Origin of the sequence: Paraburkholderia sp. CNPSo 3272 (assembly GCF_024206495.1) — a bacterium.
Lineage (GTDB): Bacteria > Pseudomonadota > Gammaproteobacteria > Burkholderiales > Burkholderiaceae > Paraburkholderia.
In genome coordinates this window covers 52297-77429 of the sequence record NZ_JAMBPQ010000002.1, presented here as the reverse complement: position 1 = coordinate 77429, position 25133 = coordinate 52297, and the positions used below count along the sequence as shown (strand labels likewise).

Annotated in this window: 17 protein-coding genes; 5 read left to right on the top strand and 12 right to left on the bottom strand. The window is 66.0% G+C overall.

What is annotated here, in order from left to right; all coding sequences use genetic code 11:
• Positions 1–34: 34 nt before the first annotated feature.
• On the bottom strand, positions 35–688 hold the full coding sequence (locus tag M3I53_RS02725; RefSeq protein ID WP_254314446.1) for a hypothetical protein: 654 nt from the start codon (positions 686–688) through the stop codon (positions 35–37).
• Between the two features lie 227 nt (positions 689–915).
• Here M3I53_RS02725 and M3I53_RS02720 point away from each other — a divergent pair, with 227 nt between their 5' ends.
• A complete protein-coding gene (locus M3I53_RS02720; RefSeq protein ID WP_254314445.1) occupies positions 916–1635 on the top strand; it encodes a DapH/DapD/GlmU-related protein in 720 nt (239 codons plus the stop codon).
• A gap of 87 nt (positions 1636–1722) precedes the next feature.
• On the opposite strand, the gene M3I53_RS02715 is transcribed toward M3I53_RS02720, so the two are convergent.
• The 3 genes from M3I53_RS02715 to M3I53_RS02705 all read right to left on the bottom strand — a co-directional run bounded on the left by M3I53_RS02715 (position 1723) and on the right by M3I53_RS02705 (position 5794).
• Positions 1723–2859, bottom strand: coding sequence for a polysaccharide biosynthesis/export family protein (locus M3I53_RS02715; protein ID WP_254314717.1), 1137 nt, complete (start codon positions 2857–2859; stop codon positions 1723–1725).
• 311 nt (positions 2860–3170) lie between these two features.
• Positions 3171–4400: a glycosyltransferase gene (locus M3I53_RS02710; protein ID WP_254314444.1), complete on the bottom strand. Its 1230-nt coding sequence runs from the start codon at positions 4398–4400 to the stop codon at positions 3171–3173.
• Entirely contained in the window at positions 4397–5794 is a 1398-nt protein-coding gene (locus M3I53_RS02705) for a sulfite exporter TauE/SafE family protein (protein ID WP_254314443.1), read from the bottom strand. Before M3I53_RS02705 ends, M3I53_RS02710 begins: the two co-directional genes overlap by 4 nt.
• A 313-nt stretch (positions 5795–6107) precedes the next feature.
• Here M3I53_RS02705 and M3I53_RS02700 point away from each other — a divergent pair, with 313 nt between their 5' ends.
• Positions 6108–7271, top strand: a complete 1164-nt coding sequence (locus M3I53_RS02700; protein ID WP_254314442.1) for an acyltransferase — start codon at positions 6108–6110, stop codon at positions 7269–7271.
• A 50-nt stretch (positions 7272–7321) separates the two neighbouring features.
• Here M3I53_RS02700 and M3I53_RS02695 read toward each other — a convergent pair whose 3' ends face one another.
• Positions 7322–8626, bottom strand: coding sequence for a glycosyltransferase (locus M3I53_RS02695; protein ID WP_254314441.1), 1305 nt, complete (start codon positions 8624–8626; stop codon positions 7322–7324).
• A gap of 346 nt (positions 8627–8972) precedes the next feature.
• Here M3I53_RS02695 and M3I53_RS02690 point away from each other — a divergent pair, with 346 nt between their 5' ends.
• Positions 8973–10220, top strand: coding sequence for an oligosaccharide flippase family protein (locus M3I53_RS02690; protein ID WP_254314440.1), 1248 nt, complete (start codon positions 8973–8975; stop codon positions 10218–10220).
• A gap of 41 nt (positions 10221–10261) precedes the next feature.
• Here the strand turns inward: M3I53_RS02690 and M3I53_RS02685 are convergent, their stop codons facing one another.
• Positions 10262–11458 carry a glycosyltransferase gene (locus tag M3I53_RS02685; protein WP_254314439.1) on the bottom strand — a complete coding sequence of 399 codons (1197 nt, stop codon included), beginning with the start codon at positions 11456–11458 and terminating at the stop codon, positions 10262–10264.
• Positions 11459–11871: 413 nt separating this feature from the next.
• Between M3I53_RS02685 and M3I53_RS02680 the strand changes: the two genes are divergently transcribed.
• Positions 11872–12810 (top strand): glycosyltransferase family 2 protein, encoded by a 939-nt coding sequence (locus M3I53_RS02680; RefSeq protein ID WP_254314438.1) that lies wholly within the window; start codon positions 11872–11874, stop codon positions 12808–12810.
• Positions 12811–12867: 57 nt separating this feature from the next.
• Here the strand turns inward: M3I53_RS02680 and aroG are convergent, their stop codons facing one another.
• The 4 genes from aroG to M3I53_RS02660 form a co-directional block, all read right to left on the bottom strand.
• Complete coding sequence (aroG, locus tag M3I53_RS02675) at positions 12868–13941, bottom strand: 3-deoxy-7-phosphoheptulonate synthase AroG (RefSeq protein ID WP_254314437.1); 1074 nt, start codon at positions 13939–13941, stop codon at positions 12868–12870.
• Positions 13942–14368: 427 nt separating this feature from the next.
• Positions 14369–15835: a metalloprotease TldD gene (gene tldD / locus M3I53_RS02670; protein WP_254314436.1), complete on the bottom strand. Its 1467-nt coding sequence runs from the start codon at positions 15833–15835 to the stop codon at positions 14369–14371.
• A 159-nt stretch (positions 15836–15994) separates the two neighbouring features.
• A complete protein-coding gene (locus tag M3I53_RS02665; protein WP_254314435.1) occupies positions 15995–16822 on the bottom strand; it encodes a carbon-nitrogen hydrolase family protein in 828 nt (275 codons plus the stop codon).
• Positions 16823–16922: 100 nt separating this feature from the next.
• Positions 16923–21401, bottom strand: coding sequence for a YhdP family protein (locus M3I53_RS02660; RefSeq protein WP_254314434.1), 4479 nt, complete (start codon positions 21399–21401; stop codon positions 16923–16925).
• 313 nt (positions 21402–21714) lie between these two features.
• Here M3I53_RS02660 and glnE point away from each other — a divergent pair, with 313 nt between their 5' ends.
• The gene (gene glnE, locus M3I53_RS02655) at positions 21715–24534 is read left to right on the top strand and encodes a bifunctional [glutamate--ammonia ligase]-adenylyl-L-tyrosine phosphorylase/[glutamate--ammonia-ligase] adenylyltransferase (RefSeq protein ID WP_254314433.1); all 2820 of its coding nucleotides are present in this window, start codon (positions 21715–21717) and stop codon (positions 24532–24534) included.
• On the opposite strand, the gene M3I53_RS02650 is transcribed toward glnE, so the two are convergent.
• Positions 24531–24851 (bottom strand): type II toxin-antitoxin system RelE/ParE family toxin, encoded by a 321-nt coding sequence (locus M3I53_RS02650; protein ID WP_069267793.1) that lies wholly within the window; start codon positions 24849–24851, stop codon positions 24531–24533. The genes glnE and M3I53_RS02650 overlap by 4 nt on opposite strands.
• Positions 24848–25129, bottom strand: a complete 282-nt coding sequence (locus M3I53_RS02645; RefSeq protein ID WP_069267792.1) for a type II toxin-antitoxin system Phd/YefM family antitoxin — start codon at positions 25127–25129, stop codon at positions 24848–24850. The genes M3I53_RS02650 and M3I53_RS02645 overlap by 4 nt, the downstream gene beginning before the upstream one ends.
• Positions 25130–25133: the final 4 nt, after the last annotated feature.

Genomic DNA, 25133 nt, shown 5'->3' with positions numbered 1-25133 from the left:
GTGGTCTTGGGCTGTCCCGGAGCGCTAGCGGAACTTACCAGGGCGACTTGTAGAGTTCCGAGTTGGACTGGTCTGGCGAACCGTACGGGCTGCCATACGGATTGCCGTAGACCTGCGCAGTTGGGGAGGTCTGGCTGGCGCCGTAGTCATAGCCGGCCGCTGAGCGCTTGCTCCCGGCGCCGCTCCCGCCGGTGCTCCTCGCGACCGCATTGCCGGCGCGCGACATGCCGTTTGCGCCGATCCTGCTGTGGTTCGCGGCGCCTCTGCCGCCTGCGCTCGAAGCGCTGCTGCTTCTGTCGCCCCTGCCGCCGTTGGCGCTCGCCGCACTCGCGGCGTAGTCTCCAGGCGGCACGACGTGCATGTGCTTTTCGTTCGTGAGCGCGTCTCGCGCGTCGTCTGGCGAAGCGCCGTTACTGCTGTACGGGGTCACGCTATACGGGTTATCCGAAGTGCCCGGACCGCCGAGGAGGCGCTGTTCGTCGAGTTGCTGGCGCTGCACGGCGTTGGCAGGGGCGTCATCCCGGCCGCTTTGGCTACTCTGGGCGCTCGCGGCAGCGGGCGAGCCACCGGTGGCGGCGCCGTACGTGGCGGCCTGCGCGAACACCGCGCACGGCCACGCCGCGCATGCGGCCTGCAGCGCAGCGGCGAACACATAGGGCCCAAGCTGATGACGATGAGAACTGGACATGGCATTGATCCCGCGCGCCGCCAACGATGCGGCGTCAAGCCTTCATGGTGCCCACGCCGCGTCGCGCCGCTGCGCCAAAACCCCTGCCGTGTCGGCCACGCGTGCGGGGCGCTGCGTTGGCCGCCCGATAATGAAATCGTGGCCTGATGCGTCCCGCTATGTGGGCCGCCAGGCGTGCAACCCGCACGAAGCCAACAGGAATCGACCCAGATGGGCAAGGAGCGTTCATGACGGAAGCGGTCGAAGGTTTAGGAACCCGCAAAGGGAACGCCGACGCGGCTGGGCGCAGGCAAGTGGCGGGCGAAGCGCCGCTTGCAGGCGTCGTGCCGCCACCCGCCGCCAATGACGCACGAGCCGCGGAAATCCGCGTGATCGATTTGAGTCGTGCGGGCAAGGGCAACTTCGTCGCGCGCCGGGGCAAGCTCGTCCAGGCCGCATGGTATCTGGTCGAGACCTGCGTGCTCGACAATCGTCTGCTGCCGCTCTCGGCGCTGCGCGTGGGCCTGCTGCGCCTGTTCGGCGCGAAGATCGGCCAGGGCTGCCGGCTCGTCCATCCCATACGCGTGAAGGCACCGTGGAATCTGGAACTGGGCGAGAACTGCTGGATCGGTGTGGACGTCTGGATCTACAACCAGGCGCCCATCCGCATCGGCTCGAACGTCTGCCTTTCGCAGGGGGCGTTTCTCAGCGCGGGTTCGCACGACATGCGCACGAACATGGATTTGCACGTCGCGCCGATCGTGATCGAGGACGGCGCGTGGGTCTCGTCGAAATGCGTGGTGCAGATGGGGGTGACAATCGGGCGCTCGGCAGTCGTTACCCCGCTCTCAGTCGTGCATCGTTCGCTGGAAGCCGGCGGCGTGTATGGCGGCAATCCGTGCCGCTTTATTCGCTGGCGTTTCGAGGAAAGCAAGCCACCCCAGGCACCCCAGGCGCCCCAAGCATAAGGGCGGCGCGAGGCTGGCTCGTTTCAGGCAGATTCATTGAACGTATGGGCAGGCCCGAAGGCCTGCTCATACTCATGACTCCACCGGCTAGTACCCGCCGTAACCCACCGCCCGGCCCGCCGCGGCTGCCTGCGTGCTCGGCAGGATCAGGTTGATGACGCGGCTCCACTTCACGAGCGCCGACGCATCCACGAACACGACATCGTTCGGCTGCAACTCGAACTCGTCGGCCGTCGCCATGGCTTCCGGCGACGACGCGTCGAGATGGAAGACCTTACGCTGCCCTTCCTTCTGGCCGCGCACCACGTACACTTGCGAGGCGTCGCCCGAACCCTGGCTAACACCGCCTGCGTTGCCTAGCGCGTCGTTCAGCGAGAGGTGGCCGTTATCGAACGGCAAGGGCCCTGGGTGTCCGACTTCGCCCAGCACGAACACGCGGCTTTCGTTCGCCGAATACACGCGTACGAGGTCGCCGTTCTGCAGCAGGATTTTGTCCGGGTTCACGCCTTTTTTGATCATGTCGGGAATGTTCACCATGATCGTCTTGTCGCCGCGCGTGACGCTAACCCGCGAACGGTCGCCCGCCGCCGTGAAGCCGCCCGCGCGGTTGATCGCCTCGGGCAGCGACATCGTCATGTCGTTGAGCACCATGAGGCCCGGCGTGCGCACTTCGCCGTCCACGTACACGCGCCGGCTACGGTACGACTCGATGCGTAGCGTCACCTGCGGCTTGTTCAGGTAGTAGGCGAGCTTCTTCGCCACCAGGTCGCGGGCTTCCATCTCGGTGAGCCCTGCCACGTGGATCGGACCCACGTAGGCCACCTGGATCGCACCCGACGCGTCGACGGTATAGCCCGACTGCACCTGGCTCGCGCTCTGATCCTGCGCGCCGTTGCTGCCACCGCTGCCGTTCGTCGGCAGGTTCATCTCGGGGTGGTCCCACACGACAATGCTCAGCACGTCGCCGGGGCCGAGCGCGTAGGGCTTGGGCGTGCCGAACAGCGTCTCGACGTTGGTCGGGACGGTCGTCGGTCTCGATGCGGCTTCCTTCGCGACCAGGTCGTTATTGATCTCAATGAGCGCGCCCGGTGGCGGTTGATCCCCGTTGCCCGTGCGCGCGGCGCCGGTTGCGGCCTTCGCCTGCGTGACGCTCGACGGCGCCTGCATCCCGGGCGAGAGCCCGCAGCCCGAAATCAATGCCGCGGTCGCGGCCATGGCCACCATCGCCGCCAAGGCCGCCCGTGCGCGGCCCACCGATAATCTGCGCAAACTGCGCGCGGGCTGCTTCACAGGCTGCTTCACAGGCTGCTTTACAGGCTGCGTCGCAGTTCCGTCGACGGTCGCGCCGGCCGAACAATCAGGTCTGCTGTTTAACATAGTGTTGCCCCCTTACTAACAGGATTCGCACATCGCCACGAAAGTGCAACGCGGGCTCATCATTCGACTCGTTATCACGCTTCAGCTGCGTTGCTTCGTCACCCCTGCCAATCCTTACCATTTCCGCTCTCTGATAATCTGACGCCGCCTTTTTTCGCTTATTCAGTCTGCTCCGCGGGCTCGCTCTGCGCCATCGCGCTCAACGGGCGCCCTCGGCGAAATTGGGCGCCAGCGTGCAAAGGATGTTCCTGCAACAATCCCAGCAGCGATCGCACCATGCCGTCCATCGCGAAGCGCGCGTCGAATGTGCGCCGCGCCTGAGCGCGCATTGCGTCGCGCGCGCGCTCGTCGAGTGCCCGCCATGAGGCGAAGTTGCGCTGCGTGCCGGCGACCGTATCGGGCGCAACGAACCCCGCGCCGTCCTCGTCGATCTCGCGCCAGACGCCCACCTTGTCCGAGACCAGTGCGGGCAGTCCGCATGCGAGCGCTTCCGCTACGGAAACGCCGAAGTTCTCCTGGTGCGACGGCAGCACAAACACGTCGCTAGCAAAAAACGCGCCCCACTTCAGGTTGCCCTGCAGCATGCCCGGCCAGCTGATGCGGTGCGTAATGCCGTGCGACTGGGCGATCGCCTGGAGCGCGGGCTGCCAGTTGCCCTTGTCGGGCCCCGCGATCAGCAGATGCGCATCCGGCGTTTCGCGCGCATGGTCGGCGAACGCGTGAACCAGCACGTCGCAACCCTTTTTCGGGTGCAGACGCCCGAGAAACAGCACGATGCGCTTGTTGCGCAAATGCGGCGACTCCTGCAGGAAGGCTTCGCGCAACGCGTCCGGGTCCTCGTTGGGCGCATTGGTGCCGAACGGCACGACGCGTTCGTTGGCGCGGTACAGCCAGAACGATTCGCGCGCGAGCAGGCGTTCTTCGTCGGTCGTGAAAATCACGGCGGAGGCGTCGCGCAGCACGCGGAAATCGGCCCATGGCCAGTACGCCCATTTCTTCAAATGCTTGACGGGATAGGTGGCTTTGAACCACGGGTCGAGCATGCCGTGCGTGTACACGTAGTACGGCACCTGGGCGTGGCGCAGCGCGCGCCATGCACCGAAGCCATGGTATTGCCAGAGCCCATGCACGATCGCCGCGTCGAAGCGCTTCGCGTTCGCGCGCAGCCATGGCACGTAGCCGGGGCAGTATCCGTAGTGCCCGCGGCCCGGGCCCAGCGCGTGCAGCGGGAGCGGGAATTCGCGCACATAAGGCGCGTCGATCGGGTCGAGCGATGCCACTTCGATCTGATGATCGAGCGCGGTCATCGCCAGACCGCTCTGGCGAACGCCCTCAATCGGGCCGCCCGAGCGGGGGTCGACCGTGGAAACGAGGTGCAGGATTTTCATCGGGGCTCCGGAGTCGCATACGTGGTGAGCGGCACCGGCGCCGCCGCGGGCGCCGTGGGTCGGAAGGCAGGCTCGCGCCCATAGGACGGGTGCAGGCGCTGACGCTTGCGTTGCAGGTCAATGCGGTAATGAAGCTGCGAATACAGCGCGACGATGAGCCCGAGCGCGAGGCCGTACACGAGGCCCGAGAAACGCGTGCCGAGCGGATTGCCGCCAATCGACGCGCCCGGCAGCGCGGCTAGCACAAGGAGCGCCATGCTGAGCGGCATGAGCATCGGGTGACGCGGGGCAATGCGGTGCCAACGTCTGAATGCGCGGCCCGCGACGATGAGCGCGACGATCACCGCTAGCGGCATGCAGCCCCCGAACACAATGCCTTCGGCGTAGAGCTGGTACACCCAGAAGTTGTGGCCCGCGACCCAATCGCTGGTGTTGAAGTAGTCGTCCTTGCTGAAGGTCTGGTTCACGTACTGGAAATAAATGGGCGAATAGCGGTAAAGGTGGCCATAACCCTTGCCGAACAGGACCGACTCCACCGATTCGGTGACCTGGTCGTACTGGTCGCGCATCTCCGCAATACGTGTGACCGTTGTCGGATCCCGGTCGGACTCCGCGTTCTGCGCAGCCGTCACGCGCTGCGTCCAGTGTTCCGTGATGGAGGGGAAGAGCCACGCCGTTCCCACGCCCAGCGCTACAACGAACGAAAGCGCGAGCCCCGTGCGAAAAAACGATTTGATCAGATGGCTGAGCGACGGCGAGGCGAGCCACGCCGCGAACATGGCGAGCAGGACGGTCGCAATCAGCAGGCTGCGCGTGACGCTCAACAACTCGACGACGAGCGTGGCGAGGAATACAAGTACCATCGACACGTTGAAGCGCCGGGCGACAATGAACTGATGCAACAGCATCGCCTGCAGCGCGAGCATGGTCGGCGAGACAATGCGAAAGCGAATGTCGGCGAGCGGCCCGCCGACCGCCAGTATGCCGAAGAAGAACGTGAACACGAGACCCAGAACCATCGCGTAATAAAGCGCGCGCTGCATCTGCGTGATGCGAATGGGGTGCCACGGGCGGCACATGGCCCAGTAGCCGAGCGTGAACAGCAGGAATGGCAGGATCACGCGCAGGTATTGACCAATCGGATTGTGCTGCAGCAATTGCGCAATGAGACTGCCGGCGAGGCTCGCCACGAGCGCACCCGTCACGAACGAGCGCAGCCGCGTCCGACGCGCGAAGCGCGGGCCGATCATCGCGAGAATGAGCGCGCCTGCCAGGGCTGGAATGACGGCCAGCCATTGCGCGCTGTGGCCAAACTGGGAGTCCGGTGCCTTGTAGTCGAAAGCGAGAGGCACGAGGCACACCCAGAGCCAGAGTGCAGCATGTTTGTTTCGCATCGGCGTTTCTCCCGGTGCGGTGCATAGGGTCACATACGGCGCGCAAATTACATGCGCGCCGCACGCGTCGGCTCGACTCAATATAAAACGTCGCAAGCCGCTTGCGCATGCGCGTGGCGGGAACCGGCAGGGTTGTGGCGGCAGGAAAAAAATTCTGATTTGACGTGTGGTTTGGCCCACACACCTGGCCGAGAATGGCGGGAACTTGGCGCACGTCGCACGGCGCCTGTGTCCAAGATGGGGCCGGCAGGAGTAAGTTTTTCATCGTTTGCCTTGCGCACGAATCCGGCACGGACGAAGCGAGGGAAGTGTCATGAAGCTACTACACGGGGTGAGACTGCCGATGAAAGGGCGTTCCGTCGAGCTCGACTTCGTGCGTGGCATCGCGATCTTCGTCGTGATGGGTTACCACTTCCACACGGTGCGCACGGGCCATCCCTGGGTGAGAGTGCTCGAGTACCCGCTGAAAAGCTTCGGTCATGAAGGCGTGAATCTATTCTTCACACTGAGCGGCTTCCTGGTGGGCGGCCTGCTGCTGCGCCAATACTCGCAAACGGGCCGCATCGGCGCGCGCCGCTTCGTCGTGCGGCGGATCTTCAAGATCTGGCCCGCGTACTACGCACTGATTTTTTTTCATCTGCTTGCCGGCCGCCATCGTCCCGATACGTTCCTCTGGCAAAACCTCACCCACATGCAGAATTACTTCGGCACCTCCATTGCGCAGACGTGGAGCCTCGCTGTCGAAGAGCACTTCTATCTGTTCCTGCCCGCGCTGCTAATACTGCTCGCGCACTTCCGGCTGCGCGCGAATGCGCTGATCGGTGTGATGGTCGGCCTCTGCGCGATCGTGCTCGGCGCACGTTGCGTCGCGGTATCGCATGGCGATCTCGTCGGGGCGTTCAACTATACGCAGTACCGCATGGACAGCCTGCTCATCGGCGTCATACTCGCGACCGTCTACTGGATGAAGCCCGAACTCTGGCGCACGCTCGTCGCGAAAAAACGCTGGCTGTTGGGCGCGGTGGGGCTGCTTCTCGCCTGGCTCTTGTTCGCGACGCCCGACGTCGCGCTTGACGAGAGCGTCGGCTACACGATTCAGGCCGTCGGCTTCTGCGCGCTCATCATGCTCATACTGGAGCACTCGGGCAGCCTGCGCACGACGTGGCTGTATCGCGGACTGGCGTGGCTTGGCGTCTACTCGTACGGCATCTACCTCTGGCATTCGCTCGCGCTCGCGCCCGCCGATTACCTGATCCACAAGTCGAACGCGCTTGGCGTGCCGCCGCTCGCTGCATGGCCGGTTGTGATCGTCGCGCAGTTCGTCATCGCGGCTGCGCTGGGCTATCTCACCACGCGCGCCGTCGAGTTTCCGTTCCTGCGCCTGCGCGACACGATGTTCCCCGACCGGCGCGGCGCCCTTTCTGCCGAGCGGAGCAACGCGACCGCGGCGGACAACAACGTCGAAGGCGTTGCCTGAACGAACCGGACCGGTTCGCTACGCTGACTAGCTGGCGATGTTTCCCTGCGCTATGCCATCGCGGCCTGCAGCGTGCGCTTGAACTGTTCGAGCGTGTTGCACGCGAGGAGATGTTCGTCCGTGGGCTGCGGGGCGTTCGCGCCTGCGCGCCAACGCTCGGCGAGCACGTCGAGCGCGTGCGCGATCGTGGCGGGCTCGAGGTTGTCGAGCAGGGGGCCGAGTGCGCCGTCGCGGCAATACCAGCCGATCAGGCCGTCGGCGCTGGCCACCACGGGCTTGCGGAAGCGGTACGCCTGCACGAGCACGCCGCTCATGCCGTAGTGCTGCTTGTAGCCGAGCCACACGGCGTCGCAGGCGGAAAAGAGTTCGCGCTCCATCTCGTCGGAGATGAACTGGTTGAAGATCACCGGCGCGCTCGCGAGTTTCGGCGCGTGGGCGTCGATGAACGCGCGTGTTTCGTCGTCCTGCTGGCCGGCGATGATGAGGCAAGGCGCGTCGGGCTTTTGCTCGAGCGCGAGCATCAGTTCGCGAATGCCCTTGCGTTCGCCGATCGCGCCGTATACGAGCAGGTAGTGCGTATGCGCGTCGAGCTTCAGCTGCTCGCGCGCGAACACGGGGTCCATGCCTTCGATTTCGGGAAACGGATCGGCCAGGTAGCTGAGCGGCGCGGCGCGGCGGGGCTTCGTGGTCGCGAACCAGTCGGGCAGCGTCGGGTCGATCGTGAAGAGTTCGCGCAGCCCGCGCGAGCGCATGGCGCGGCGAAACAGCGCCGACTTGGCCAGGTCGACGAAGCGTCGGCGCGGCGTGCGCAAGCCGACTCGCGCCTGATGAAACGTCATGCCCATGACGATCGCGATCCACGGCGTCTCGCCGAATGGCGAGTCGAACCCCGCGAGCGTGTAGAAGAAGTAGTCGGCGTAGGGCGCGATGACGAGCCGCACGTGCCTCGTTTTGCTCACCTCACGCAGCGCTCGCGCATAGAAGTTGCGAAAGCGCATGTACACGCTCGCGACGAAATGCGGGCCGGGGGGAACGCTATGGAGGTCGAGCAGCTCGACACGCAGATCGGACCTCGCTTCGCGCACGATGCGCTGCGCGAGCGGATGATCCTCGTATCCGGTATCGGTAACGACGAGACACCGGTGCCCGGCTTCGACGCATGCCTGTGCGATCCACTCGACGTAGCGCCAGCGGTGGCCCGTGAAGTTCGGCTCGATGATGGCGATCCAGTCGCCGCCAACGGACGCGCGCGCGCCGGGAGGCGCGGAGCTCACGAGCGTGTCGGCCTCGACCTCGCACAGTGCGGCCGAGTCCGGGCTGTTAGGGGCGGCATTGCGATATCTGGCGATCGACACGTTTTCCATGCGGGAGGCCCGATGAGCATTATTACGAACAAAATAGCAGTGCTGCGCAAGCGGCATGCGCCAGATTGCGGGGCAGGCTGGCCGAAAAAGCCTGGGGATATGCGGATCGGTTGAAGATTCATCAATCGACGTGCGCAGGTGGACTATATAAGTCTGCTAACCGCAGGCGCGCCCGCAAAGGGACCGTCTGATTCCACCTGGTAGATGGCGCGTCGTGGACGCTGCCACGCGGTAACGTCCAGAGCGGGTGGCAAAAACGCGTTCCCAAACATGTTTAAAGGGAACTGGGACAAGGGGCGAAAGCTCCGACTCAGAGATCGACAACAGGAGAGGCATTTTGCGCGTCATGCGGCTGCCAGCCATACCGATCAAGGCCGGCTTCGGACCCGGCGCGGCAACCTGGGTGTTGCTGCAGCAGGTCGTCGTGCGGGGCCTCGTGGCCGTCAAGTTCCTCGTGATCGGGCGCATTCTCGGCCCATCCGCAATCGGTCTGGCGAGCGTCGCGCTGCTCGCGGTCGCGATTGCCGAGGCGCTCTCGGACACCGGCCTCGCGCAAGCCGTCATTCAGGGCCAGTCGCCGCCAACGCGCGCGCAAGCCGGCGCCGTCTGGACGACGCTCGCCACGCGGGGCCTGCTGATCGGTCTGTTGCTCGTCGCGAGTGCGCCGCTCATGGACGCGCAGTTCCACCTGGGCGGCGCGATCGGCCTCGTGCAACTCGCCGCGCTGCTCCCGCTCCTGCGTGGACTCGCGTCGCCCGCGTATTTCATTACGCAGCGCGAGCGCCACTTCCAGCATATTGCGGCGATCGAGATCTCGTCCTCGTGTCTCGACTGCGGCTTCGGCATCGGGCTCGCACTCGTCGGTGCGGGGCCATACTCGCTCTTGCTCGGCATGATGATCGGCGAGGCCTTCAAGAGTGTCGTTACGTGGATCGCGCTGTCGCCGCGTCCGCCGATCCGGCTGCGCTGGTCGGGCATCGGCCATTACGTGGGCTTCAGCCGCTGGATCTGGGCGAGCAGCGTGATCATTCTGATCACCAACCAGTTCGACAAGGTAGTGGTGGGCAAACTGCTCGGCCCGACGCAACTGGGCGCCTGGCAGATGTCCTCGAAGCTCGCGCAAATGCTGCTTGCCGACGCCGCGCTCGCTCTGTCGCAGTATCTGTTTCCGACCTTCGCCGCGCATCATCGTGGCGGGCCGCAATCGGCCGCGCGCCTGTTCCGTCTCTATCTCATGGTCGCCGTGGCAGGTCTGGCATGCGTGGTGATCGTGCTGCGCTTCGCCGCCGAGCCGCTCTTTTCGCTCGTTCTCGGCGCCGCGTGGCTGTCGGCTGTGCCGCTCTTTCGCATCTTCGTCATCAACATGGCGATCAGCGCGCTGAACTCGGTGCTCGCCTCGTATCTGCGCGCGGTGGGCGACGCGCGCGCGGTCACGGTAGCGTCGCTGCTCCAGGTGGTGGCGCTTATCCTGTCCGTGCCGCCGTCGCTGCACCTGTGGGGTGTGACAGGCGTTGCATGGTCGATGACCGTCGGGCTGGCCGCGTGTGCGGCATGGATGCTGTATCGCGTCTCGCGGCAGAAATAAGCCGAAAAGCAGTGAGATTGAAGCGGGATTGAAGCAGGGGTTCAGGCGCGCAGCGCCGCTTCGACGATCTCGGCGAGCTGATGTCCGAGCGTAGGCGAGTTGAGCTGGCAGTACACCGCGTGCGCGGCGCAAGCGGCTGCGCGCATTTCGTCGGGCGGCATGGACCAGATGCGCCGCAGCGTGGCAGCAAGCGCTCGCGTGCCGCCGTCGCGCGCGAAGAAAAAGCCGCTGCGGCCGTCCTCGACATAGCCCGGCTCCGGGCCCATGTGCAGCGGTAGCCGGTCGTGCACGATGGGCGGCAGGCTCACCGCGAACATGTGCACGACGCTCAAGCCCGCCGAGCCCGGATAGCAGCCCACGCGGCAGCGCCGGCTGATGGTCGCGATGGCGTCGTCGTCGAACACGGCGCCATACCAGACCACGTAGCTGCGATTGCTGTACTTGCGCTTCAGGCGCTCGCCGTGCTCGCCGTCGCCGATCACGTGGAGCGTGATGTCGTTGCCTTCGGCATGAAGCTGGCCGACCACATCGATGAGCGGTTCAATCTCCGACCCTTCGCGCAGCCTGCCAATGAAGAGGACGCCGCTCTCGGCGCCCGACTTGGCGGCGGGCTCCACACCGCACGAGACGGTGAGCGCGTTGTTCGCGACGACGAGCTTCGCGAGGGGGCAGCCGATGGCGACGAGCGAGCGCCGCGAAGCCTCGGTATAGCAGACGTAGCGCACGGCGAGCGCGACCGCGACGCGGTAGCACACGGTGCGCATGAGCCCCGCGCTCTCGTGCCGGTAGAGCCCCTGGCCATGAATCAGCACGGGCACGCGCATCAGGCGCCCGGCGAGGAGCGCGAGCCACAGCGAGAGATAGCGAACATCTGCAAAGATCAGGACTGCATCGGGACGTTCAAAAACGATGCGGCTCAGCACGCGGCTCTGCATGCGAATACGCCGCGCGGGCAGGCCCGCGAAACTCGCGATACGCGTTTCGACGAATTCGTCGCACTCTGGCCTCTCGCGCGAAAAGCCGTTGGCCTCCACGCCCTCGGAGCACGCGAATACCTTGACGGAGAAAAGACGGTTGAGCGACTCGATGACTTCGATGCGATAGTGCGCGATCAACGGCTGCACGTAGAAGACCACTGGGCGTTTGAGCCGCGCGCCGGATTCCGTTTCGCAAACCGCTGTCCGGGAAGCGATGATCTCGTGTTCCGCTGGCTGGCTCCGACGCGTCGACGCAGTCATGTTGAGAGAATCTTTCCGGTGGGGCGGGTTGGTCGGTCATATTTGCGTAGTCACTTTTAGCAGTTGTAGACGAGTCTTATCAAAAGAGGAATCCGAAAATTGCTATTGGACGAATTCACCGGGTGGTGATCCGCTATGGGCGATGCGTAATCGATAAATGCATAGAAAATGCAATAAAGGTCGATTTAATTAACGGAAAAGAAAAGCGGTAAAACGCCAGTACGCGGCCAATACAGGAGCCGCGCAGATACCACGCGCACCGGGTGCATGTATGTGTGCTCGTTCACAAACAGGTGGAATCAGTCGTTGAATAGATCGTTTCGGACAACTTGAATCCTGCCCGACTGGCGGCGCGGGGGCCTCGTGCTAACCTCGATTCGAGTCGAAACGACCTCCGGAACGCGGAGAATCTGATGACAATGCTCGCTACCGATGATCTCGCATCTTCCATGACGGCCCCCAACGGCGCGAGGGCGCGCATGCGCGTCGCGGCGGTTATCGCGACCAAGGGGCGGCCAACCGCTACCGCATGGGTCGTGCGTCTGCTCGCACGGCAAACGGTGCGGCCGGATCAGATCATCCTCTCGGGCAGCAGCGCTGACGACATTGGACCTTACGATGCCAACGGTCTGCGCGTGAACGAAATCATCGGCACGGCGGGTTCGAGCGTGCAACGCAATCGCGCGCTCGACGCCCTTGCGCCGGACATCGACATCGTGATTTTCCTCGACGACGACTTCGCGCCCGAGTGTCACTGGATCGAGCTGTGTGTGGAGCTGTTCGAGCGCGACGCGAATCTCGTGGGCTTCTCGGGACGCACGCTGCGCGATGGCGCGAACACGCAGCCGATCTCGTGGGAAGAAGCCGTTGCGCTCGTGGATGGCGCACAAGCCGAGGTGATGCGGCGTCCGCCGCTGCGGCCCTGTGTGGAGCTGTATGGCTGCAACATGGCGTGCCGCGCGCAGGCTATCGCCGATCTGCGCTTCGACGAGCGTCTCGTGCTGTACGGCTGGCTGGAGGACAAGGACTTCTCGCGGCGCCTCGCGCGCCGTGGCGGGGTCGTGTACTGCGACTATCTGCTGGGCGTGCACCTCGGGCTGCGAGGCGGACGCGTTTCGGGCCGGCGCTTCGGCTATTCGCAGGTGGTCAACGCGATGTATCTGTGCAACAAGGGCGTCATGTCGCGCAAGGAAGCGACCAGCAATATCCTGCGCGCGCTCAGCATGAACTGCATGAAGTCGGTGCGGCCGGAGGCGCATCTCGACCGCCGCGGCAGGCTCATCGGCAACGTGATCGGGATTGCCGACCTGTGCATCGGCGCGGTGCGGCCCGAGCGCGCGGAGCGGCTGTGAATGCACGCGCGGCGCGGCCTCGAATGACCGCGCCGGGCGCTCCTTTGCGAGCTGCGCTCAATTGCCTGAACCGCGCGCAACGCGACGCTGCTTCACCGCTTGCGCGAGCCCTTCGAGCACGCCCACGCTTTCGTCCCAGCCGATGCACGCGTCCGTGATGCTCTGGCCATAGGTCAACTCGCAGCCTTCCTTCAGGTCCTGGCGGCCCGCCACGAGGTGCGACTCCACCATCACGCCGACGATGCGCTCGTCGCCCCCCGCCACCTGGCGGCCGATATCAGCGCACACCGGAATCTGGTTCTCGTGCTTCTTCGAGCTGTTCGCGTGGCTCGCGTCGATCATGAGGCGCGCGGCGAGACCCGCCTTGCCGATATCGCTGCATGCGGCGTTCACGCTATCCGCGTCGTAGTTCGGCGTCTTGCCGCCGCGCAGAATCACATGGCAGTCCTCATTGCCGGCGGTCGAGACGATGGCCGAGTGGCCGCCTTTCGTCACCGAAAGGAAATGGTGCGGCTGCGAGGCGGCCTTGATTGCGTCCACGGCGATCTTCACGTTGCCGTCCGTGCCGTTCTTGAAGCCGACCGGGCACGACAGCCCCGAAGCCAGCTCGCGGTGCACCTGCGATTCCGTTGTGCGCGCACCGATCGCGCCCCATGAGATCAGGTCGGCGATGTACTGCGGGCTGATCATGTCGAGGTATTCGGTGCCGGCGGGCAGGCCCAGTTCGTTGATCGAGACGAGCAGCTCGCGCGCGGTGCGCAGACCGTCGTTGATCTTGAAGCTGTTGTCGAGGAACGGATCGTTGATGAGGCCCTTCCAGCCCACGGTCGTGCGCGGCTTCTCGAAGTACACGCGCATCACGATTTCGAGCTCGTTCTTGAAGCGCTTGCGCTCTTCGACGAGCTTCTTCGCGTAGTCGACCGCGGCCTTCGTATCGTGAATCGAGCACGGCCCGACGATGACGATCAGGCGGTCGTCCATGCCGTGCAGGATGCGGTGCATCGCGCGGCGCGATTCGTAGATCAGCGTGGAGGCCGCTTCCGAGCAGGGGAATTCGCGGATCAGGTGAGCGGGCGGCGTGAGTTCCTTGAGTTCGCGAATGCGGACATCGTCGGTGTTGTGCGGGGGCATGGTCGTTTTCTCCTGATCCTGGTGCGTAGCGTGCGTCGTTCCGACGGTGCTTCAAATTCGGTTAGAGGAAGGTGCGGCTCAGTAACTGTTGTGGAAACTGCGGGGCGAAAAAAAACCGCCAGGCTTGGCTGGCGGTTTCTCGTGTATTCGGGGTCCTGCGCGTACTATCAACCCTCTCGATCCGCCAGCGGTCTGAGATACCAAAAGAAGTAAAAATAAAACTTCGTGGCGAACATGGCGGTCTTGTCTGAACGTTCGTTACGTCGAAAGGGTGAATGCCTTTATAACCCGGCCTTCTCGTGGCTGGCAAGCGGGGTGCGGTAAAAAAGCGGGCTATCTGCGCAAAAAACGACTCATGTGCAGAAAATCCGCACGGCGATGCGGGATTTCCGCATCGCCGTGCATGGAATGCGCGCAGGCAAAGGTGTCAAACCGTGCCGCCGACCGTCATGCGGTCGATGCGCAGCGTCGGCTGACCCACGCCCACCGGCACGCTCTGGCCCTCCTTGCCGCACACGCCCACGCCCGAATCCAGGCGCATGTCGTTGCCGATCATGCTCACGTACTTGAGCGATTCCGGGCCGCTGCCAATGAGCGTGGCCCCCTTCACGGGGTAGGTGATCTTGCCGTTTTCGATCATATAGGCTTCGGAGGCCGAGAACACGAACTTGCCGTTCGTGATGTCCACCTGGCCGCCGCCGAAGTTCACGGCATACAGGCCATTTTTCACCGAGCCGAGGATTTCCTGCGGATCCTTGTCGCCGTTGAGCATGTACGTGTTGGTCATGCGCGGCATGGGCAGCGCGGCGTACGACTCACGGCGCGCGTTGCCGGTCACGGGCATCTTCATGAGGCGCGCGTTGAGCGAGTCCTGAATGTAGCCCTTGAGAATGCCGTCTTCGATCAGCGTCGTGCACTGCGTGGGGTTGCCTTCGTCGTCGATATTGAGCGAGCCGCGGCGGTTGGGCAGCGTGCCGTCGTCGACCACGGTCACGCCCTTGGCGGCTACCCGCTCGCCAATGCGCCCGGCGAACGCCGACGAGCCCTTGCGGTTGAAGTCGCCTTCGAGGCCGTGGCCGATCGCCTCGTGCAGCAGCACGCCGGGCCAGCCCGGCCCGAGCACGACCGTCATCGCGCCGGCGGGCGCCGGGCGTGCTTCGAGGTTCACGAGCGCGGCGTGCACGGCGTCGTCCACGTACTTCGACAGGATGTCGTCGGTGAAATAACCGTAGTCGTAGCGGCCGCCGCCGCCGCCGTTGCCGATTTCGCGGCGGCCGTTCTGCTCGGCGATCACCGTGACGGACACGCGCACGAGCGGGCGGATGTCGGCGGCGAGCGCGCCGTCGCTGCGGGCGACGAGCACCACGTCGTACTCGCCGGCGAGCGCGGCCATGACTTGCGTAATGCGCGGATCGCGCCCGCGCGCCATCTCTTCGATGCGCTCGAGCAGCTTCACCTTTTCGGTGGCGTCGAGCGAGCTCAACGGGTCGGAGGGCAGATACAGATCGCGGCCCGCAATGCCCGTGAGCGACTTCGCCACCTGGATTTTCTGCTTGCCGCCGCCGGCCTGGGCGATCGAGCGCGTGGCGATGGCGGCCTGGCGGATCGCTTCGGGCGAGAGGTCGTCGGAGTAGGCGAAAGCGGTGCGCTCGCCGGACACGGCGCGCACGCCGACGCCTTGGTCGATGCTGAAGCTGCCCGACTTGACGATGCCTTCCTCGAGGCTCCAGGCCTCGCTGCGCGTGGTCTGGAAGTAAAGATCGGCATAGTCGACGCGATGCGTGAAGATCTCGCCGAGCGTGCGCGTAAGCACTGCCTCGTCGAGGCCGTAGGGCGTGAGGAGCAGGTCCTTCGCGGTCGCCAGATTGCGGATGCCGGGTTCGATGATATTCATGCGCTCTGTGGGATCAACGATAAAGTCTGTCAATGGAGATTCGGGCGCGGTGCTGCGAAATCAAGCGCCTCAAACGTAGAACTCGCGTGGAATTCGATGGTGTTCATTCGCGGTCCACTGGTGGTCGTGTGCATTGCATGCATGACGTGCTGGCGTGCGTCAGGCGCAGTCGAGCACGCGGTGCCGCCACGCCGGAAGGCTCGCGCGCACGCTGGCGATGCGCTCGAGGTCGAGGTCGCCGGCCACCACGCCCGCGCCTTCGTCGCGCACGTCGACGATCTCGCCCCACGGGTCGATCAGCATGCTGTGGCCCCATGTGCGGCGGCCGTTCTCGTGCGTGCCGCCTTGCGCTGCGGCGAGCACGTAGCACTGGTTCTCGATCGCGCGGGCGCGCAGCAGGATCTGCCAGTGTGCGCGGCCGGTGGTGTACGTGAACGCTGAAGGCACGACCATCAGTGCGCAGTCTCCCATCCGCCGGTACAGCTCGGGAAAGCGCAGATCGTAGCAGACCGACAGGCCGACCCGGCCAAACGGCGCCTCGAACGTGCGCACCTCGGCACCGGGGCGGATAGTGCGCGCTTCGTCGAACGATTCGGCGCCTTTTTCGAAATTGAAGAGGTGGATCTTGTCGTAGCGCGCGCGCTCCTCGCCGCTCGGATCGAACACGAGCGTGGTATTGAGCACGCGCGTTTCCTCGGGCGCATTCAGTGGCAACGTGCCGCCGATCACCCACAGATCATGGCGCCTTGCGGCATCGGCGAGAAAACGCTGAATGGGGCCGTCGCCGTGGGGCTCGCGGATCGCAAGCTTGTCGCTGTCCTTGTGACCGATGAAGCAGAAATATTCGGGCAGTAACACGAGGCGCGCGCCCGCGGCGGCGGCTTCGCCGATCAACTGGTCCGCTTCGGCGAGATTGCGCTCGCGATCGGGCGTGCTGACCATCTGCAGCGCGGCGACGCGAAACGGGTCGAGGGGGGGAGCGCTCATCGGCAGATCTTGAATGGGTTCGGGGTGCATGGCGCGCATACCGCGTGCCCATGGCGCAGGGCACTTGGCGGCAACTCAGTGCGTAATTCGGTGCACTGCGTCAGTGCACTGCGGCCGGCGTCTGCGCGTCCATCTTACCCTGATCGCCATGCAGCCGCTCGACGTGCGGTTTCGCCCACGAGCCCGTGATCGCAAAGTCCATCGCGAACGCGTGTTCGAGCGTTTGCGAGAGCACGACGTCGCCGATCAGCGCGCCGAGGCCGAAGAGCGGGTTGATGATGGCCGCCGCGACCACGCCCGCACCCGCGCTGACCGTCGGCACCACGTGTACGCGCAGGTCCTGGGTTTCGTGCGCGAGGTCGACGCTGCCTGCCATCGTCGCGCGCCCGGGGGCGGTGACGAGCTTGAAGTCGTTGGTGCTGCCGATGCCGTTCTGGATCTGCGCGGTGGCCGTCGCGCTCGTGAAGGGCAGGCCTTCGCCGATGACGTCGCGGAAGTCCGTCGTGGCGAAGCGCGCGAGGCTTTGCAGGCTCAGCACGCCGAGCAGCCTTGCCACGCCCGGATCGACCTTGAGGATCTGGCCGTGACGCAGGTCGAGCGCGAGGTTGCCGTTGAGCGACGGGAAGTCGATGCGCGAGGGGCCGCCTTGCCATTCCAGGTTGCCCGAGAGCGTGCCCGAGCCGCTCTTGAGCACGTGCGGCTTGCCGGCGCGTACGAGCAGCGCGCCGGCGTCCTTGATGTCCAGATGGAAGTCGAGCGCCGTGCGACGCGGCGTTTGCATGCCGGCGGCGGCCGAGTCGTCGCCGGCCGCCGTGTCGCCCACCGCGCGCCAGTTTTCCGTGGCGGTCAGGTGGGCGTCCGGGTTGCTGATGTCGAGCTGATCGAGCTGCCAGACCGGCACGCCGTTGTCGTCGAAGTTGTGGGCGTTCACCTGGAGGCGGCCCAGATCGCGGTCGCGCACGATGAGCTGGTTCACGACGAGGTCGATCGACGGCATGTTCTGCGCGGGCTGCGACATCGCCTGGCCGAGCAGGTCGTTTTCCGTGGCGGCGGGCACGGTGAGGCGCGCGAGCCGCGCTTCGAGCGTGCCAGGCGCCCCCGGCACGGCGCCCGGCTTCCACGAGACGTGGCCCGAGACCTGGTTGGAGGCGACGTTGGCCTGCCATTCGTTGCCGCGCTCGCCGACGCGCGACGCGCCGAGCACGACGTTCTCCCAGTGGCGCTTGAGCAGCGTGAGCATGCCGACGTGGACCGCGAAGCGCGACGGCAGGAACTGGCCGACCGCGCCGTTGGGCGCGAGCGGTGACGAGGCGGCGGTGGGCGCGGCCGCCGTGGTGGCCGTGGTGGCCGATGCCGGGCTTTGCGGCGCGGCAGCGGCGGCGCTGGGCACGGCAGATTCGGAGGTTGCGCCCGGGGCCGCGTCTTGATTTTGAGCCATCCGCTCGGCCGCTCTTTCTGCGGCGGTTCGCGGCGGGGGAACCGCCGCCCGGCCGCCGCTTGCCGCCGCGCTCGCAGGTGTCGCGCCCTGGGCCTGGACCGCTGCAGTCCCGCGCAACTGCTGCACCACGGCGCGCCAGGCGTCGGCGTCGAAGGTGGGCAGGTCGACGGCGGCGGCCACGCCTTCCGAGGGCAGGTCGGCCGGGCGGTTCATGCCGATCGCGCCGCGCACCACTTCCGGTACGTGACCCGGATGGCGGCGCAGCACGTAGCGCGCGGCAAGCGGCCCGAGCGTGAGTTCTGCGTGTTCGAAGGCGGCGCCGTCGGCTTTGGCATCGGCGCCGAGGGCGGATTCGGCGGGCGTGCCCGTGCCCGGCTGCAATTCGAAGTTCAGCGGCATCGGCGTGCCGGCCGCCTTGCCGAATGGCGCTGGCAGGTCGAGCGCGAGGCCGGTGAGATCGGCGTTGGCCTTCACGTCGGGCAGACGCCCGCGCTGGCCGGCCACCGAAAGCGAGTAGGGCGCCGCGCCCGACAGGCGCCCGAGCGCCGCCGCCGCCATGCCATGCAGATTCAGGCCGCGCGCAGCGTCGACCGCGACGTCGCCGGCCACGTCCACCTTATAGTGCCCGTCGTCGCGCATGCCGCCGCTTGCGCGCAGGTCGCCGCCGAGAAAGCGCGCCGTGAGCCGCTCGACGTTCGCGCTGTGGTTCGTGAAGCGCACCTGTCCGGTGAGGTTCGAGACGGGCGGCACGTTCTTCGCGGTGAGCGTGTTGTTCTCGAAGCCGATGGCGCCCGCGAGCAGCACCTTCGGCATCGGATGGCGCGGGATCGTGAGCTTGAGCGCGAGCGTGGACTGCCCCTGCGCGCGCACCTTCGCGGTGGCGTGCTTCGAGATGTAGCCGATCGAGCTGTTGTCCGCGTAGTCGAGCAGATCCGCGAGCGGCCCGCGCCCGCTGCCCTCGATCACGATATCGGAGCCCTTGATGCCGAGTTCCTCGATCCGGCCGCTCACGTTGCGCAGCACGAAGTTGCGGTAGTGGCCGCGATCGACATCGAAGCGCAGCTTGTTCTCATGCAGCTTGAACACGCCGTCGATGCCGTCGAACGCCGGCCAGACGTTCGGCGCGCCATTGCGCATCTTGCGCGGCGGGAACGGAGACGGGTCGAAGCGCCCGCCCGTGAACGGCGCGACGATGCGGAACTGGCCCGCCTCGGGGTCGCGCGAGTACGGGAATTTGGTGAGGTCGCCGTGGATCTCGATCGTCGCGCCCTTCGACAGGCCCGCCTGCAGGCCGTGGCCGAGGTAGGTGCGCGTTTTCTCCGAGATGCTGGTGGGCAGGTAGCGCGAGATGGCCTTGACCTTCGCCTCGTCGAAGCGTGCGACGAGATCGAGCGAGCCGCGTCCCTTGCCTGGGTTCGTGTAGTGCGCGGTCATCGTCGCGCGCGCGTCGGCGTTCTCGATGCCCAGCTTCGCGACATCGACCGTGAAAGCCTTCAGCCGGTTGCCGGGCTCGCGCCCGGCGGCCACGGTCCATTTCGCAGCGCCGTAGAGCCGGTCGAACGTGAGGCGCGGATTGTCGAATACGCCGGGCAGCGTGATAGCCACGCTGGACGTATCGAGGTCGATGGTGCCGTGCGACTCGTCGGCGTCGATGTGCCCCCAGAGGTTCTCGACCCCCGGCAGGCCCGCGCGCGGGTGGCCGCGCGGCGTGAGGCCCGGCCCCGGCTCCTGCGCATTCATGCTGATGCCCTGCAGGTCGCCCTTGAAGCGATAGTGCGTGACCGGCTCGACGCTCGTGGAGCGCTGCTCGGCGGCCGCTTCGCCCGACTCGGGCTTCGCGCGCTCGAGCGAGAGATCGTAGTTCGCCACCAGCCCGCGCGGATCGAAGCGCACGAGCGCGCCCTGCACGCGCCCGGGCAGCGGCAGCGCGCGCATGAACTCGGCGAGGATGCCGAGATCGATGCGATCGCCGCGCACGCTCATGAGCTGGCCGTGCTGGAGCGTTGGCTGGCGAAAGCGCGCGTCGAGCGTCGTGAGCGCGAGCGAGCGCGTGAGCGGCGTGCCGTCGTCGAGCGGCGGCTGGCCCAGTTCCGCGTGAAAGTCGCGCAGCTGGAGCGCGTAGTCGCCGGGCTGGATGCCCAGGCTCCAGTGGAAGCTCGCGACCGGCATGTCGAGCAGCGGCTGCGTGGGCCGCGTGCGCAGCGAGATGTTTGCGCCTTCCAGCGCGCCGCTCGCCTCGAGAATGCGTCCGTTCGAGAAGTGCGCCCAGATCGAGTTGTCGATGCGCCCCGCGTAGGTGGCGATCGGAAAGTTGATGTAGCGCGCGAGCGTGGGCAGATCGACGGGGCCGGTCGAGAGATAGGTGTCGCCCGTCCAGCTGATCGGCTTGCCGGCCTGCGCGAAGTGCGCGTGCGTGAAGTGCGCGCGGAAGTCGAGCGGGCCGTGCAGCACGGTGCCCTCGGCCGGCGCCTGGAGCGCGACGCGGTGATCGTAGCCGTCGTTGAGAATCGCGAGGCGGATGTGCGAGAGCGCGAGGTCGGGCACGTCGCGTGTGGCGTCGCGCCAGCGCAGCGTGCCGCCGCGCAGCACGATGGCCTGCTGACGCATGAGCCAGGTCGTGAAGGTGGCGTTGCCCGTGTGCGCCGTGGGCACCGGCACGCCCGCCACAGTGAGCGTGCCGTCGTCCTCGCGCGCGATGTGCACGTCGGGCTGCTCGACCACGATGCTCGAGAGCAGCGGTTCGAGCAGCACGACCGAGCGCCACGACACCGAGGCCGTTGCGTGCGGCACGTCGAGCGCGATGTTGCCGTGGCGGTCGCGAATCGTCAGATCAGTGACGTCGATGCCGGGCTGGAAGCCCGACCAGTGCGGTGCGAGCTTGCCGATGCGGAACTCGGCGTGAATCTTCGAGGAGACGAGCTGCTCGATGCGCGGACGCAAGTTGTCCACGTATGGCAGCACGACGTAGCGCAGACCGAGCAGCAGGACAGAGACAAGGAAATACAGGACGAGCGCGATGATCGCCAGCACGCGCAGTGTGTGGCGCAGGACCGGGTGATGATGGTGCGGACCCCCTGGCTCGGTAGCCTGGCTGGCATGTCCAGATTGGGGTAGGCCGGCGTGATCGTTTCGCTCGGACATGCTGCGGCGGGTGGGGTATGGTAGCGTTGCGTTCTAACGACGAAATGTATCACAGAGGGCCGCCAGAGCGCCCATCCGGGGAAGCCGGGATGGCCATGCGGCGCGTGTCCCGCATGGTTTTTTGCACTGCAGTCGCGGCTATGCCTAACGCATCGGCGAGGCGGTCCGCGAGAGCCGGTGGGCGGGGCTCGCGTGGCGCGGGGCGAACCCTCGCGGTCGAGTCATCGGTATCGATATCGGCATCGTCACACTGGCATCGTCTTCAACCCAGGCGCGCGACACGACAGCGAACCTTCCCGGCAAGCAGCACTTCATGACCGACATCCCTCTTCTGAGTTCCAGCTATTCCCGTTATGCGGCACGTGCTTATGCCGCGCGCCCTGGCCTCGCAGCGCAGGTCGAGGCGCTGGCGGCCGCGCCGCTCTCGCGCGAGCGCATCGTCGCGCGGCTCGACGCGCTGAGCGGGCAACTGCTCGCCGCAGCAAACGCCGCACCCGCCGCACCGCTCAACGACGAGCGGTTGAAGACGGTCCTGCGCCAGTTGCGCGTGGAAGTGATCTGCGCCGTGATGGAACGCGATCTCGGCGGCGTGGCCGACGTCGCCGAAGTGACCGGCAGCATGACCGATCTTGCCGAAGTCACGATCCAGCGCGCGCTCGCCTGCGTGAGCGCCGACCTCGAGACGCTCTTCGGCGAGCCGCGCGGCCCGGCCGGCGAGCGCCTCACGCTCGGCGTGGTGGGTATGGGCAAGCTGGGCGGGCGCGAGCTGAACGTTTCGTCCGACATCGACCTGATCTTCGTCTACGAGGACGACGGCGAAACCACGGGCGGCCAGCGCTCACCCATCGCCACGCAGGACTTCTTCACGCGCGTGGGCAAGCGCCTGATCGCCGCCTTGAGCGACGTGACGGCCGATGGCTTCGTGTTTCGCGTCGACATGCGCCTGCGCCCGAACGGCGACTCCGGGCCGCTCGTGTGCAGCCTCGGCATGCTCGAAGAGTACTTCTACGTGCAGGGCCGCGAGTGGGAGCGCTACGCGTGGATCAAGGGGCGGCTCGTTTCCGAGGACGAGAGCGACAGCGCGTTGCGCCTTGCACGACAGCTCGATTCACTCGTGAAGCCGTTCGTTTATCGGCGCTACCTGGACTTCGGCGTGATAAGCGCGATCCGCTCGCTGCACGTGCAGATTCGCCAGGAAGCGCAGCGTCGCGCCATGATGCGCCCCGACAAGGCCGACGACATCAAGCTCGGGCGCGGCGGGATTCGCGAGATCGAGTTCAGCGCTCAGGTGTTCCAGCTCATTCGCGGCGGCCAGGACGCAGGCTTTCGCGTGCGCCCCACACTGGCCGTGCTCGGCTACGCTGCCGCGCGCGGACTGATCGCGCCCGAGGTGTGCGGCGAGCTCGCGCGCGCCTACAACTTTCTGCGCGACCTCGAGCATCGCCTGCAGTATCGCGACGATGCGCAAACGCATGCCATGCCCGTCGACGCCGAGGAGCGCGCCGCACTCGCGAGGTCGATGGGCTTTGCCGACTATGCCGCGCTGATGACGACGCTCGACGGTCACCGCAACAACGTCGAGCGCCAGTTCGTGCAGATCTTCTCCGACAAGATGGGCGGCGAGGGCGGCTGTGGCGCCTCCGAAGACGGCGCGGCGGCATGGGTCTGGAGCGGCGCGCTCATGGAAGAGGGCGCCGAAGACTCATTGCTCGAAAGCCTCACGGAACTCGGTATCGACGACCCGGCGCCGCTGCTCGCGCGCCTGCGCGGACTCTGGCAGTCGTCGCGTTACGCGGGGCTGCCCGAGAAGAGCCGCGAGCGCTTCGACAGCGTGGCGCAGCGCGCGCTCGAAGCCGCGCGCACGCTCGAGCCGCGCGAGCGGCGCGGCGACACGCTCGCGCGCATGTTCGATTTGCTCGAAGCCGTGATCCGGCGCGGCGCGTACCTCGCGCTGCTGTGCGAATACCCGGATGCGCTCAGCCGCGTGCTCAAGGTGCTGGGCGGCTCTCGCTGGGCGGCCGGCTATCTGATCCGCCATCCGCAACTGCTCGACGAACTGCTCGACGACGAAGCCGTTGCGTCGCCGTTCGACTGGCCCGAGTTCTCGCGCCTGTTGCGCGCGCGGCTCGCCTCGGCCGCCGACGTCGAGCAGCAGATGGACTTGCTGCGCCACGCGCACCAGGCCGAAGTGTTCCGCATCCTGCTCAACGACCTGGCGGGGCGGCTCTCAGTGGAGCACGTGAGCGACCGGCTCTCCGAGCTTGCCGACGCCGTGCTCGACGTGACCATCGAGACTGTCTGGAAGCAGTTCGCCAAACGCCATCGCGAGGTGCCGCGCTTCGCGGCGATCGCTTACGGCAAGCTGGGCGGCAAGGAGCTGGGCTACGCGTCGGACCTCGACATCATCTTTCTGTACGAAGACGAGGACGAGCGCGCCTCGGAGATCTACGCGACCTTCGCGCGCCGGCTCATCACGTGGCTCACCACGGCCACTGGCGCGGGTACGCTGTTCGACGTCGATCTGCGCCTGCGGCCGAACGGCGAGTCGGGGCTGCTCGTGACCGACCTCGACGCGTTCCGCCGCTACCAGCTGCGCGAAGGCGACGCCGCGAACACGGCGTGGGTGTGGGAGCACCAGGCGCTCACGCGCGCGCGCTTTTCGGCTGGGGACGCGGCGATCGGCAGCGCCTTCGAGGCGATCCGGGTGCAGGTGCTGACCACGCCGCGCGACGCCGCGCCGCTCGCGAAGGAAATCGTGGAGATGCGCCAGCGCGTGGAAGACGGCCACCCGAACCGCACCGAACTCTTCGACCTGAAGCACGACCGCGGCGGCATGGTGGACATCGAGTTTCTCGTCCAGTACTGGGTGCTGCTGCATGCGGCGCAGGACCCCGAGCTGATCCGCAACACGGGCAATATCGCGCTGCTGCGCGAGGTGTCGCGCTTCGGGCTCATGAGCGAGGAGGAGGCCGAGACGATAGGTTCGGCGTACCGGCTGTACCGCAAGCTGCAACACCAGTTGCGGCTCGACGGGATGGAGAAGGCGCGTGTCGATCCGGCGCGTGTGGAGCGTGAGCGCGAGGCCGTGCTGGCGTTGTGGAAGCGCGTGTTCGGGGAGCGCGGGGAGGCTTAGGGCCGCAGCAAAAGCCTGGCCAGAACGTCCTTCAGGTCTCTGCGGGTGTCGACGATCAAATGGATATAGATCATCGGATCGTCAATCTCGTAGATGATGCGGTTCATGCCGCTTACTATCTGCCGATAGTTCGTAGAGCCCAGTTCCGCGAGCTCAGGAGGAACGTGCCCATTTCGGGGAAATGCCTCGAGTTGTTCAATATCGTCGCGAATCTTCGCCGATGTTTCACGCCAGGCCTTCGGGCCGAATTTGGCGATCACGTAACGTCGAATGTCTTGCATGTCGGTCCGCGCCGACTGGAGGAAGACGGCCTTCATGCAATACCGTCGTCCTTGTCCATCTGCTCCAGTTCAGTGAAAACATCACTCGCCGGAATGTAGCGACCGGCTTCGATGTCTTTGCGCCCTAGCGTCAGAATCTTCAGAAGTGCTAACGTTTGTTGCATATCCTCGTAGGATTGTGCGTCCTGCACGACGACCCGGGCTTCACCGTTTTGGGTGATCAGCATCGGCTCGCCACTTTCCGTGATCTCGCGGACGATCTCAGCGGCGTGGCTCTTCAGATAGCTAATGGGCTTCACCTGGCTGGGCTTCATCTCC

Coding starts and splice junctions, on each gene's coding strand:
- M3I53_RS02660 (WP_254314434.1), bottom strand. CDS start 21,401: ATGTCCGAGCGAAACGATCACGCCGGCCTACCCCAATCTGGACATGCC.
- M3I53_RS02720 (WP_254314445.1), top strand. CDS start 916: ATGACGGAAGCGGTCGAAGGTTTAGGAACCCGCAAAGGGAACGCCGAC.
- M3I53_RS02715 (WP_254314717.1), bottom strand. CDS start 2,859: ATGGTGGCCATGGCCGCGACCGCGGCATTGATTTCGGGCTGCGGGCTC.
- M3I53_RS02725 (WP_254314446.1), bottom strand. CDS start 688: ATGTCCAGTTCTCATCGTCATCAGCTTGGGCCCTATGTGTTCGCCGCT.
- glnE (WP_254314433.1), top strand. CDS start 21,715: ATGACCGACATCCCTCTTCTGAGTTCCAGCTATTCCCGTTATGCGGCA.
- M3I53_RS02645 (WP_069267792.1), bottom strand. CDS start 25,129: ATGAAGCCCAGCCAGGTGAAGCCCATTAGCTATCTGAAGAGCCACGCC.
- M3I53_RS02700 (WP_254314442.1), top strand. CDS start 6,108: ATGAAGCTACTACACGGGGTGAGACTGCCGATGAAAGGGCGTTCCGTC.
- tldD (WP_254314436.1), bottom strand. CDS start 15,835: ATGAATATCATCGAACCCGGCATCCGCAATCTGGCGACCGCGAAGGAC.
- M3I53_RS02680 (WP_254314438.1), top strand. CDS start 11,872: ATGACAATGCTCGCTACCGATGATCTCGCATCTTCCATGACGGCCCCC.
- M3I53_RS02650 (WP_069267793.1), bottom strand. CDS start 24,851: ATGAAGGCCGTCTTCCTCCAGTCGGCGCGGACCGACATGCAAGACATT.
- aroG (WP_254314437.1), bottom strand. CDS start 13,941: ATGCCCCCGCACAACACCGACGATGTCCGCATTCGCGAACTCAAGGAA.
- M3I53_RS02710 (WP_254314444.1), bottom strand. CDS start 4,400: ATGAAAATCCTGCACCTCGTTTCCACGGTCGACCCCCGCTCGGGCGGC.
- M3I53_RS02685 (WP_254314439.1), bottom strand. CDS start 11,458: ATGACTGCGTCGACGCGTCGGAGCCAGCCAGCGGAACACGAGATCATC.
- M3I53_RS02665 (WP_254314435.1), bottom strand. CDS start 16,822: ATGAGCGCTCCCCCCCTCGACCCGTTTCGCGTCGCCGCGCTGCAGATG.
- M3I53_RS02705 (WP_254314443.1), bottom strand. CDS start 5,794: ATGCGAAACAAACATGCTGCACTCTGGCTCTGGGTGTGCCTCGTGCCT.